This is a genomic window from Donghicola sp. (assembly GCF_025210255.1).
Lineage (GTDB): Bacteria > Pseudomonadota > Alphaproteobacteria > Rhodobacterales > Rhodobacteraceae > Donghicola > Donghicola eburneus.
The window spans coordinates 40716-52173 of the sequence record NZ_JAOARZ010000035.1 but is presented as its reverse complement, the minus strand read 5'-3'; the positions used below and the strand labels follow the sequence as shown (position 1 = coordinate 52173).

At 60.0% G+C, this 11458-nt stretch carries 13 protein-coding genes; 3 read left to right on the top strand and 10 right to left on the bottom strand.

Annotated features, from left to right (window positions below; all coding sequences use genetic code 11):
* Positions 1–39 precede the first annotated feature (39 nt).
* The gene (gene cysD, locus N4A58_RS15975; RefSeq protein ID WP_072703342.1) at positions 40–945 is read right to left on the bottom strand and encodes a sulfate adenylyltransferase subunit CysD; all 906 of its coding nucleotides are present in this window, start codon (positions 943–945) and stop codon (positions 40–42) included.
* Positions 946–1058: 113 nt separating this feature from the next.
* Between cysD and N4A58_RS15970 the strand changes: the two genes are divergently transcribed.
* Complete coding sequence (locus tag N4A58_RS15970) at positions 1059–2012, top strand: hypothetical protein (RefSeq protein WP_293711248.1); 954 nt, start codon at positions 1059–1061, stop codon at positions 2010–2012.
* On the opposite strand, the gene N4A58_RS15965 is transcribed toward N4A58_RS15970, so the two are convergent.
* From N4A58_RS15965 to atpD, 9 genes are read right to left on the bottom strand one after another with little or no spacing between them, the layout of a single operon-like run.
* A complete protein-coding gene (locus N4A58_RS15965) occupies positions 2009–2842 on the bottom strand; it encodes a F0F1 ATP synthase subunit gamma (RefSeq protein ID WP_293711246.1) in 834 nt (277 codons plus the stop codon). The two genes, N4A58_RS15970 and N4A58_RS15965, sit on opposite strands and share 4 nt — an antisense overlap.
* Positions 2839–4347 carry a F0F1 ATP synthase subunit alpha gene (locus N4A58_RS15960; RefSeq protein WP_293711245.1) on the bottom strand — a complete coding sequence of 503 codons (1509 nt, stop codon included), beginning with the start codon at positions 4345–4347 and terminating at the stop codon, positions 2839–2841. Before N4A58_RS15960 ends, N4A58_RS15965 begins: the two co-directional genes overlap by 4 nt.
* Positions 4340–5074: a F0F1 ATP synthase subunit delta gene (locus N4A58_RS15955; RefSeq protein ID WP_293711243.1), complete on the bottom strand. Its 735-nt coding sequence runs from the start codon at positions 5072–5074 to the stop codon at positions 4340–4342. Before N4A58_RS15955 ends, N4A58_RS15960 begins: the two co-directional genes overlap by 8 nt.
* A 12-nt stretch (positions 5075–5086) precedes the next feature.
* The gene (locus N4A58_RS15950; RefSeq protein ID WP_072703327.1) at positions 5087–5335 is read right to left on the bottom strand and encodes a F0F1 ATP synthase subunit C; all 249 of its coding nucleotides are present in this window, start codon (positions 5333–5335) and stop codon (positions 5087–5089) included.
* Positions 5332–6030: a F0F1 ATP synthase subunit A gene (locus tag N4A58_RS15945; protein WP_293711241.1), complete on the bottom strand. Its 699-nt coding sequence runs from the start codon at positions 6028–6030 to the stop codon at positions 5332–5334. The genes N4A58_RS15950 and N4A58_RS15945 overlap by 4 nt, the downstream gene beginning before the upstream one ends.
* Complete coding sequence (locus N4A58_RS15940) at positions 6030–6308, bottom strand: ATP synthase subunit I (protein WP_293711239.1); 279 nt, start codon at positions 6306–6308, stop codon at positions 6030–6032. Before N4A58_RS15940 ends, N4A58_RS15945 begins: the two co-directional genes overlap by 1 nt.
* Positions 6305–6580, bottom strand: coding sequence for an AtpZ/AtpI family protein (locus N4A58_RS15935; RefSeq protein WP_293711237.1), 276 nt, complete (start codon positions 6578–6580; stop codon positions 6305–6307). The genes N4A58_RS15940 and N4A58_RS15935 overlap by 4 nt, the downstream gene beginning before the upstream one ends.
* On the bottom strand, positions 6581–7030 hold the full coding sequence (locus tag N4A58_RS15930) for a F0F1 ATP synthase subunit epsilon (protein WP_293711236.1): 450 nt from the start codon (positions 7028–7030) through the stop codon (positions 6581–6583).
* A complete protein-coding gene (atpD, locus tag N4A58_RS15925) occupies positions 7030–8454 on the bottom strand; it encodes a F0F1 ATP synthase subunit beta (RefSeq protein WP_293711234.1) in 1425 nt (474 codons plus the stop codon). The genes N4A58_RS15930 and atpD overlap by 1 nt, the downstream gene beginning before the upstream one ends.
* A 277-nt stretch (positions 8455–8731) precedes the next feature.
* Here atpD and N4A58_RS15920 point away from each other — a divergent pair, with 277 nt between their 5' ends.
* On the top strand, positions 8732–9199 hold the full coding sequence (locus N4A58_RS15920; protein ID WP_293711233.1) for a (2Fe-2S)-binding protein: 468 nt from the start codon (positions 8732–8734) through the stop codon (positions 9197–9199).
* Positions 9199–11448: a molybdopterin cofactor-binding domain-containing protein gene (locus N4A58_RS15915; RefSeq protein WP_293711231.1), complete on the top strand. Its 2250-nt coding sequence runs from the start codon at positions 9199–9201 to the stop codon at positions 11446–11448. Before N4A58_RS15920 ends, N4A58_RS15915 begins: the two co-directional genes overlap by 1 nt.
* Positions 11449–11458: the final 10 nt, after the last annotated feature.

Here is an 11458-nt window from a genome sequence, read left to right as displayed (position 1 = left end):
AAATTCCGTACTGGCGTGAAGGGACCGAAGAAGCGGCGCTTAGAAGTAGCCTTCCTGCTTCTTCTTCTCCATCGAGGCGGCCTGATCGTGGTCGATCGCACGACCCTGACGTTCCGAAGTGGTGGTCAGGAGCATTTCCTGAATCACTTCGGGCAGGGTTTTTGCTTCGCTTTCCACAGCGCCGGTCAGCGGGTAGCATCCCAAGGTGCGGAAGCGGACAGAACGCATTTGCGGGGTCTCGCCGTCTTGCAGCGGGAAGCGGTCGTCATCCACCATGATCAGCAGGCCGTCACGCTCAACAGTCGGGCGGGGCGCCGAGAAGTACAGCGGCACGATTTCGATGCCTTCGAGGTGGATGTACTGCCAGATGTCCAGTTCGGTCCAGTTCGAGATCGGGAACACGCGAACGCTTTCGCCCTTGGCTTTGCGCGCGTTGTACAGGTTCCACAATTCGGGACGCTGGTTCTTGGGGTCCCAGCGGTGGTTGGCCGAGCGGAACGAGAACACGCGCTCTTTGGCACGGGATTTCTCTTCGTCGCGGCGCGCGCCACCAAAGGCCACGTCGAAACCGAATTTGTCCAGCGCCTGCTTCAGGCCCTCAGTCTTCCACATGTCGGTGTGCAGGGCGCCGTGGTCGAACGGGTTGATGCCACGCTCAGCGGCTTCGGGGTTGCGATGAACGAGCAGCTCCATGCCCGCATCCTTGGCCGCTTTGTCGCGCAGCTTGTACATGTCTTGGAACTTCCAAGTGGTGTCCACGTGCAAGAGCGGGAAGGGCGGGGGAGCTGGGTAGAACGCCTTCTTGGCGAGGTGCAGCATTACTGCGCTGTCCTTACCAACCGAATAGAGCATTACGGGGTTTTCGGCCTCGGCCACGACCTCGCGCAGAATGTGAATGCTTTCTGCTTCGAGGCGCTGAAGGTGCGTCAATGTTTTCTGGGTCATACTCGAATCATCTCTTTAATCGCTGAAACCTACTTAGCTTTGGGAAAACGCTGGCGAACCCCCCAAATGGGGGGTATCTTCCTGCAATGCAGTATGTCGACGATCAAACATCTTTGATTCAAAGCCTTTTTTCGGCCAGTACTGGCGCGGGATGGCAGGATTTCCTGACCCCTCTGCGCGACTTTACGCAAGCTGACGGCGCAATGCTGCACTTCCAGCCCGTTCGCGGCACCGCGCAGACATGGTCTATCGGGGTGGACTGCCTTGCGCTGCAGGATCTGATGCCCTCTCTCCGCTTTGACCGCGTTTACGGGCAAGAGGACCTTACGACCACACGAGCGCTCGACGGTTTTTTTCGGATAGTAAAGGTGCGCGCAGACGGCAGCGCTAACGCCAGTTTGTGCATCTTGCGCGAGGCGCACCGGCGCGACTTTCGCAGTCCAGACCGCCAGTTTTTGACGACCGTTTCGCCGTTCCTAGGCCAGTGTCTATCTACATGGGCAAGACTGACTGCCGAGAGGGGGCAGGCCGATCAATCAGAGCACTTACTTGCCGGTTTGGGTGCAGGCTGGGTGATCACTGATCTGACTGGCAATATTCAGTCGATGTCGCCAAATATTGACGCTCTCCGCGCCTTCAGGAACATGCGGATTTCCGAGCGACTTCGGCTTGAGTTTGCCGACCCAGAGATGGCGTTGCGGTTTCGGACGGCGTTTGCGGCCTGCGCGACCCAAGGAACCGCAACTGTCATATTCACGGCGGATGTTGGCACCGAGCTGACCCTGCAAAGGCAGAACGCCGAAATCCTCGTGCGGCTCAGAGAAACGCCGGATCACACAGCCCTCCCGGCCGAGGCTTTTGCCCAACATTTCGGCCTAAACCGCAGCGAAGGGCGGCTCGCGGCACTCATTTGCGACGGGCATAGTCTGAAGTCGGCGGCCAAGGTCTTGGGCTGGACGGATGAAACCGCGCGCTCGTGCTCCAAAGCGATCTTTGCTCGAATGGGCGTTCAGGGGCAAACCGGCCTACTGCGCCGGGCTTTGACCAGCGGTGTCACGCTCGATTAACTCTGCGCAAGTCCCGACACAGCCAGTTCCAGAATTTCTTCGGTAATCTCTTCTTGCCGCAACTGGCGGGATGTGGCGACCATCTGCGCCAACGTCTCTGCCGTATTATCCTGAGCGGCGATCATTGCACGCATCCGCGCTTCATTTTCTGCGGCAAAAGACTGAAGTGCCGCCTCGGCCAATTGAGCAAACACGTATTCTTGCACCAAGCTTTCGAGCATGACCGTGGGCGACAGTGAAAACAATGCATCCCCGTCATCAGCCGCGGGAAACCGGTCAAAATCAAAGGGCACCAAGCGATCGACATGAATATCCGCGCCTCCGGCCGCGGGCGCAGCATGAACAACTGAGATCGATCCAAAAGCACCGGCCGCCAGTCTTTCAAACAGTACATCCGTCAAACGCGTGGCCAAACCCAGCGCTAACGCAGGTTGCGACACCATTGGGGCCTGCCACCCCAGTGGCCATCCCCGCTCGACGGCCTCGGACACACCACGCTCTCCGACCACAAAAAGAGTGTCTTTGGCATAAAATTGACGGGACACATGGTCAAACACGCGGTCCGAGAAGCCCCCCGCAAAACCCTGCTCCGCTGCAAACACGACAACCGCGTGACCCTCTCGGTTGGGGAGCTCGTCCGCCGGTGGAACGCGCGCAAGCACCTGTGAAATCCCCGTGACGATTGTCGCGGCGTAGCTTCTCACGCTCTGCAAATGCTGGTTCGCCTCTTGCACGCGGGAGGCCGCAATCCCGCGCATGGCTTTGATCACCGACTCTAGCTTGTGAACCGTGTCGATCCGAGCAGAGATATCGGCCAAGCGCCCACTCAAGGCGCGCGCTCCACCTGCAACTCATTTATCAACGCCTCGACCACAGCGATCAACTCTGCGCGCTGATCAGCGCCAAGTGGGCCAGCTCCCAGTTCGACGCTGTTACCGAGCCGTGAGGGCAAACGTTCCCTCAGCGCGGGGATCAGCGCCTCGTCGACCTGATCCAGCAAACCATCTGCGAGGGCCGCGAGCAAAGCAACTTGATCGACCTGACGCAATCCAGAGTAGCGCGGCTGCACCAACAAGGACCGAATACGCGCGCCTCGGGTGATCTGCGCTTTGACGCGCTCGTTCGAGATGCCGCCAAACCGCGTGAACATCTCAAGTTCTTGGAACTGCGCGTAGTCTAGCCGCACACGCCCTGCGACAGATCGCAAGGCTTTGTTCTGCGCTTTACCCCCGACACGGCTGACAGACAGACCGACATCCACCGCAGGCCGTTGGCTGGCAGAAAACAGGTGGCTGTTCAGAACGATCTGCCCGTCGGTGATCGAAATCAGATTGGTCGGAATGTATGCCGATAAATTCCCCGCATCTGTTTGCGCAATGGGCAGCGCCGTGAGTGATCCGCCACCAAGCTCCGGCGATAGTTTGGCCGCCCGCTCCAGCAGGCGCGCGTGCAGGTAGAAGACATCCCCCGGATACGCCTCGCGGCCCGGCGGCTCGCGGGTCAAGAGCGCCAATTCGCGGTGGGTCGCAGCGTGGCGGGTCAGATCATCAATGACAATCAGCGCATTCTGGCCGTTATCGCGAAAAAATTCGGCCATCGTCATACCCGCAAAGGGCGCGATCCACTGCATGCCGGGCGTCGCGGCGGCGCTACCGACGACGAAAATGCAGCGCGACGGGTCTCCGTGAGTGCGGACAGCGTCAATAACGCGCTCTACCGCCGACGCCCGCTGGCCCACCGCGACATATACGCAAATCACGTCCGAATGCTTTTGGTTGATGATCGCATCAACCGCGAGAGAGGTTTTCCCCGTCGCATGATCGCCCACGATCAGCTCTCGTTGCCCGCGCCCCAAGGCAAACAGGCTGTCCATGACCAGAACGCCGGTTTCAAGCGGTTCGGACACCAGGTCACGCTCAATGATCGTGGGGGCAGGTCGCTCAACCGGCCAATGGTCTGCGCCGGCGATATCTGGTCCGCGGTCCAACGGACGCCCCAACGGATCAACAACGCGGCCCAGCAGAGCCTCTCCGACCGGCACACGCAGAACGTCTCCGATGTCGGTCACGCGGTCGCCGACAGAGACGGTTGTTCCTTCGTCCAAGAACACCGCATTGATCCCGTCGCGATCCAGACTGTGCGCGAATGCGAACGCGCCATTCTCGCATTCCAACAGAGCGCCCAGAGGCGCATCCGGCAGTCCGTCGATCTGCGCGATTCCGTCCGCCAACCGCAGGATGCACCCAACCGGTGTAGCTTGCGGCCCAAGCTCGGCTTGGTCTACAATTCGCGAGTTCTCTTCGAGCCATCCCTTGGGGAGCGCTGGTTCAGGCATAACGCACAAGCTCCTCTTTTATTTGCATCAGATCGGCCGCCAGATGATTGCGCACTGTCGCCGTCTGCGCATCCAGCTCGAAGCCAGCAATTAACGATGGATCTACAGTGATCGCGACCTGAACATCACGTCCTAGCGCACCAGAGATGTCGCCCCGCAGCTTGGCCGTTTCCTCTTGTGTCAATGCACGCGGAGCGCGGACTGCAACAGGGCCCTTTGCGCCGATGCGGGACCGTGTAGCATCTGGCAAAGCAGCCAGAGCTTCGGCCAAACCCGTGGAAAATTCTGAAACCTGAGCTTCTTGAGGCAGACGGGTCAGTAGTTTCCGCGCGATCTGCACGGCTAAAGTCGCCGCCTCTTCTCCCATTTGGTGACGCGCGTCTTTTTGCATCTGATCGACCGCTTTGGCGGCATCCTGTCTGATCTGCGCTGCCTCCTGTTCGGCACTAAGGCGCATTTGACGCTTGATCTCCTCGGCCTCGTATCGCGCCTTTTCCTGTAGATCAGATAGCTCGCGCGCGAACGCAGCGCGCTCTGCATCGGCCGCGGACTTTGCGGCTTCGGCTTTTTCCATCGCCTTCGCGGCGCGGCGCAATTCGGCCTGCGCGGCGTCTTTACGCTCTGCAATGATGGCCGAGACGGGACGGAACAGGTAGCGTGCCAAAATCCACACAAGAACCAGTGCGTTGATGGCCTGTAGCCCCAGCGTCCACCAATCGATGCTCATTCACGCCCCCGTTCAAACAAAGGGATTGGCGAACAGAACCAGCAGCGCCACGACCAGCGCATAAATCGCTGTGGTTTCGATCATGGCCAAACCTACGAACAAAGTCCGGCTCAGGGTCCCCGCGGCTTCGGGCTGGCGGGCGATCGCCTCCATGGCGGCGGCGACAGCGCGCCCTTCGGCCAAAGCGGGGCCGAGTGCGCCGAACCCCACAGACAAAGCCGCTGCGAGGATTGAGACTGCTTGGACAAGGTCATTGGTCATTGAGTAGGCTCCTTGGTCGCAGGCTTGGCGGTGGCGTGTCCGCCTTCGACCGCCGAACCGATGAAAACGGTGGCAAGCACCGCAAAGATGTAGGCTTGAACCGCTCCTGTCAGCAGATCCAAGGCCATAAGCGGGATCGGCAGAAACAGCCCCGCCAGAGATAGAACGATGCCGATCACAAACACGCCGCTCATGACATTCCCGAACAGACGGACGATCAGCGAAAAGGTTCGCGTAATTTGCTCTACGATGTTCAGCGGAATCATGACCCAACTTGGGTCCGCAAAACCGGCGAGGTAGCCTTTGACGCCTTGGGCCTGCACTCCGTAGATCACCGTCGCAACGAAAACGATCAGGGCGAGCGCAGCGTCAGTTTCCAAGTGCGCTGTCGGCGGCTCTATCCCGGGGATCAACGAGGACCAGTTCGATATCAGCACAAAGACAAAGATCGTTCCGATCAGGGCGCGATATGGTGCGGGATCGCGGTTCATGGTGTCGCGGATTTGGCCATCGATTGTGTCGACCAGCAACTCCACAGCGGATTGCAAACCGTCTGGGGTGGTCCGCAGCCGCCCTGACATCCAGACCGAGAATGCCGCCAGACACGCCATGATCCCCCAAGTCACCAGCACAGCCGAGGTGATGGGGACCGGGCCCACATAGAACAGCGGCTGCGTGATCAGCGGATTCTCCATTACACCGCCTCATTGGTGGGGCGACTACGGCGCAAGACCAACACTCGGGCAAGAATAACGCCAGCCAGCGCGGCCAACAGCGAAAGCGGCCCGAGCGGCGCGATCCCATAAAGAGCGCCGCCAAGCACTGCAAAGCGCACAAGTTGCAGGACCAGTCCTAACCCCATGGGTCCGCCAACCAGCATCTGTACGACGCGCGAAAGGCTCAGGAAATGCGCGAGCCCTAGGGTGAACCCTGCCAGCCCGCCGAACGCGATGAACATTGTGAGCTCCGTCATTGTTTATGCATCCACTTCCATGCTGCGTGCAGGCCGATGCCTGCACCAATGAAAATCGCGGGAGCGGTAAAGAATATCCCGCTCTCCGCCACGCGATCGACCAACCGGCCAAGGACGATCCCAATCAGGATCGGCATGACAACCAGCCACCCCAGTACCCCGATCTGGCCCAGTCGCGCCGCAACCGAGGGCTCGGGGTCCTCTGCGCCAATCCGCTGGCGTTTTGCGGCACGGCGGGTCGCGTCCTCCATCTGATCGCGCGGGTCGGCCATCTAACGTCCCTCTGTCGTGATGGCCGGAGGATGATCCAGTCCAGCAGGTCTTTGCGGATGAAAGACCTGCATCATCTGGCGCACGGTTTGGGTCTGCATCCGCATCGCCTCGACCCGTGCGCGGCGCTCCTCGTCTTCTTCGGCTTGGCGCAGGGCACGCACATGGGCCAAAAGCGCCTCTAGATCATCGCCGAGGACCCCTTCGCGGCAGGCAACCTCCACAACAGATCCGCCGGTCACGCGCAGTAGCCCAGAGCGCATCGCGCAATATCGCTCGGTGCCTTCGGCGGTCTTCCATCGCAGAACGGATGCTGGCAGCACCGTTAAAAAATCCACGTGACCTGCCAGAATTCCAAAGCTGCCAGACTGATCTTCGGCACGGATGGACCTGACTGACTGTGCTGCCACAAGCGTGTGTAAGGGCGTGGTAACGGACAGTGACAAACCCATCACGCTGCCCTGCCGCCTTGTCTGACAGTTTCTTCTTTGGCGCGGGCTTCGTCCAACGAGCCAATGAGATAGAGCGAGGCTTCGTCCCAATCGTCGGCCTCTCCTTCGAGAATAGCACGGCACCCTGCGATGGTGTCCGCCAAGGCGACCGAACACCCTGCAATGCCGGTCATTGCCTCGGTTACGGCGAAGGGCTGGGTAAGAAACCGCTGCAAGCGGCGGGCCCGTTCAACCATCTGACGGTCCTCTCGGCCCAACTCCTCCATCCCGAGCAGGGAAATGACGTCCTGTAGTTCGCGGTAATGCTCAATCGCGCTGCGGACGTCATTTGCCACAGCGACATGCTCTTCCCCAACGATCAGCGGATCGAGCAAGACCGAAGAGGATGCAATGGGATCAACCGCAGGATACATGCCATCCGCTGCCATCGCACGCGACAGGACGACCATCGAGTCCACATGGCCCGCAATCGCGATCACGGCTGGATCTGTGAAATCGTCTGCAGGCACATAGACCGCTTCGATCGCGGTGACAGAAGCGTCTGGACCAGAGGCAATCCGCTCTTGAAGCTGTGCGACTTCGGTCGCGAGGGTCGGCTGATAGCCCACGCGGCTAGGTAAGCGCCCCAGCAGACCAGAGACCTCGGCCCCTGCCTGAACAAAGCGAAACACGTTATCCATCAGCAATAGGACATTTCGATGATCAACGTCGCGAAAATGCTCGGCAATGGTCAGTGCTGTCATAGGTACCCGCCAGCGTGCGCCGGGTGGTTCATTCATCTGACCGTAGACCAGAACGGTGCGGTCCAGCACGCCTGCCTCGGTCATTTCAAGCAGCATTTCATGCCCTTCGCGAGAGCGCTCGCCGATCCCCGCAAAGACGGATATTCCGTTGTAGCCCGCGACCATGGCATGGATCAGTTCCATCACTAGAACGGTCTTACCCACACCCGCACCGCCAAACATTGCGGCCTTACCCCCTTGGGCCAAGGGGGTTAGCAGGTCGATCACCTTGATCCCTGTGTGAAAAAGTTCTGACGGAGCACCGCGATTTTGCAGACCGGCTGCCGGCTGGTGGATGGATCGGCGCGGAGCATTCGCTGGCAACGGGGCGCGTTTGTCACCCGCGCGACCTGTCACGTCGAGCAACCGCCCCAAGACAGCCTCGCCGACGGGCACCTCGATCGAGCCACCCGCTGTACGTACCGGCGCGCCGCGTCGCAGGCCCGAAGTCGACTGCAAGGCAATGCACCGTGCGATCCCATCCGCAAGTTGCGCCTGAACCTCCAGCAACAGATCGCCGTCATTTCGCGCGACCAGCAACGCGTCGTTGATTGCGGGCACATCACCGTCCGCAAATGCGACGTCCACCACCGCGCCGCGTACGGCAACCACCTGTCCTTGGCTTTGCAAAAGGTCTTCCATGGGCGTCGTCCCGAAGATGAATCCCCTTGGTGGTAGCGCCCTGTTCGTCGTGTTTTCATGATCCTGATCAAGGCACGCACGGAGTCAGCCGATCAGGCACTTCGAAAACGTTCACGATCCCGTGCAATGCTACGAAAACAGGCAGGTAATTCGAGTGTTTGGGGCGGGACAGAAGATGAGAGCTCGAAATTTCTTCGCCCTTTTGACGCCAAGTCCGACTAGCATGGACGGCAACGTTGATTATCTGCGTTACAAGACCAAGACAGAAAGGCCCGCCATGCAAGCAAGCTTCACTGTGAACGGCCGTCCGCATCAGGTGGACGTGCCCGAAGATATGCCGTTACTTTGGGTCCTTCGTGACATTCTGGGCATGACAGGCACCAAATATGGCTGCGGGATCGCGCAATGCGGCGCCTGTACGGTCCATTTGAACGGCGAGGCCGTGCGCTCTTGTCAAGTTGGCGCTTACGATCTGGAAGGCGCCGAGATCACAACGATCGAGGGGCTGGGGACGCCCGACGCCCCGCACCCAGTCCAAGAGGCTTGGATCGAAATGCAGGTCGCGCAGTGTGGCTACTGCCAGTCAGGACAGATTATGCAGGCTGCGGCGTTGCTCAAGGACATCCCCGTGCCAACAGACGCCGAGATCGACGATGCGATGTCCGGCAATCTGTGCCGCTGCGCCAGTTACCCCCGCATCCGCGCCGCGATCCATCTCGCCACTACCAAGATCGGAGGTCGCTGATGGGCAAGCTGCGCACGCTGACCCGCCGCACGTTTCTGATCGGGTCCGCCGCAATTGCTGGCGGCGTCGCCTTTGGCACCTATTTGGTCAAACGGTCGATCCCGAACCCTTTGCTCGACGATCTACAGGACGGCGAGGCTGCTATCACACCTTATATCAAGATTGCGCCGGACGGGATCACCCTGATCACGCCGCGAGCGGACATGGGGCAGGGGGCCTATTCGATCCAAGCGCTCTTGATTGCCGAAGAGCTGGATATCGATCCAGCCACAACCACGATCACACCGGGCGCACCAGACCCTGCCTATTACAACGCCGCTGTATTGGCCGAAGGCGTTCCTTTTCCCGCGTATGACCGCAGCACCATGGCCGAAACCGCGCGGGCCTTTATGTCGATCCCGGCCAAGCTGTTCGAGGTCCAAATCACCGGCGGATCTTCGACCGTACCCGACAGCTATGACAAACTGCGGACTGCGGGGGCCGTCGCACGAGAGACCTTGAAAGAAGCCGCAGCACGCAAGTTTGGTCTCGCGCGTGCAGATATATCCACGAAAAATGGGCAGGTGGTACTGCCGGACGGAACGGTAATCCCGTACACGGACCTTGCTGCGGATGCCGCGCAGTTGGATCCCGTGACAGAGGTTGAGCTCAAGCCTGCGACGGCGTGGACACGATTGGGCAAGCCGCAGCAGCGTCTGGACATGGTCGCCAAATGCACCGGGACAGAGACCTATGGCATCGACTTGAACGTTGAGGGCATGGTGTATGCCACCGTCCGCGCAAATCCCGGTATTGGTGGTGGCATTGCACGTCTGAATAGTGATGCGGCCCGCACCACTGCAGGGGTGCAGCAAGTTTTGCCCATCACGAGTGCGGTCGCTGTGATCGCGGATAACACATGGAGCGCCTTTCAAGGCGCAAACGCGCTCGACGTTACGTGGGGGCCAGCCCCCTTTCCCGAGAATTCTGATAGGATGTTCGAGGCACTCGAGGCCGCGCTTGGGGACGATGACGCCTTTGACCACCGACAACGAGATGACGGCAACATCGACGCCGCATTGGAACAGGGCGCAGAGATTGACGTCACTTACCGCGTCCCCTATTTGCCCCATGCCCCGATGGAGCCGATGAACGCGCTGGTTCGTCTGACCAATGATGCCTGCGACATCTGGGTCGGCACGCAAATTCCGCTGTTCATCCGTAAAAAAGCCGCATCCATGACCGGCCTCGACGAAGAGCAAGTCCACGTCCACGTGCAACCAATGGGCGGCAGTTTTGGTCACCGGCTCGAGATGACCCACGTTGAGCAAGCGATTGAAATTGCAATCGAGATGCGCGGCACCCCCGTCAAACTGGTCTGGAGCCGAGAAGAAGATATGACCCACGACTACCCACGACCCGCGGCTATCGCACGGGGCCGCGGACGTACGGATTTGGGTCATGTCATCAGCATGGATTTGTCAGTCGCGCAATCTGCGATGACACCAAGCTGGATGAACCGCCTGACTGGTATGACCCTGCCCGGACCGGACGCGACGATCACGACGGGATCGTGGGACCAACCTTTTGCGATCCCGAATTACCGCGTCACAGGATACCGCGCACCCGACATGGTGCCCGTATCGTCGTGGCGGTCAGTTGGCGCGTCCAGCAACGGGTTTTTCCACGATTGTCTGCTAGACGAATTGATCCATGCGGCAGGCGCTGATCCTCTGGCAGAGCGTATTCGACTGTGCATGGATGACACCTCGCGCAAAGTGCTAGAGGCTGTCGGCGAAATGTGCGGCTGGGACGGACCTGATCTGGGCTACAACCACGGGCGCGGTGTCGGGTTCTGCGTGTCCTTTGGCGTGCCCTGTGCACAAGTCGTGGACGTAACGCGAACCGAAGAGGGCATTCGACTGGATCGCGTCTACGTCGCCGTAGATGTGGGCGATGTTTTGGACCCTGTGAACCTAGAGGCGCAGGTGACTGGCGGCGTTCTCTTTGGCCTTGGCCATGCGATGAACTGCGCGCTGACCTACGCCGATCACGCGCCAGAACAGGACAACTTCTACGCCAATACCGGCCTACGCCTGTACCAAGTGCCCGAGGTCAAAGTGAAGGCCCTGACCAACGGCACACGCATTCGAGGCATCGGAGAACCGGGTGTGCCCCCTGCAGCACCAGCGCTTGCCAACGCGATCTTTGCTGCGACGGGACAGCGGATCAGGGAATTACCCCTGAACCGCCATATCGATTTCGTTTAGTCGGCGCTGT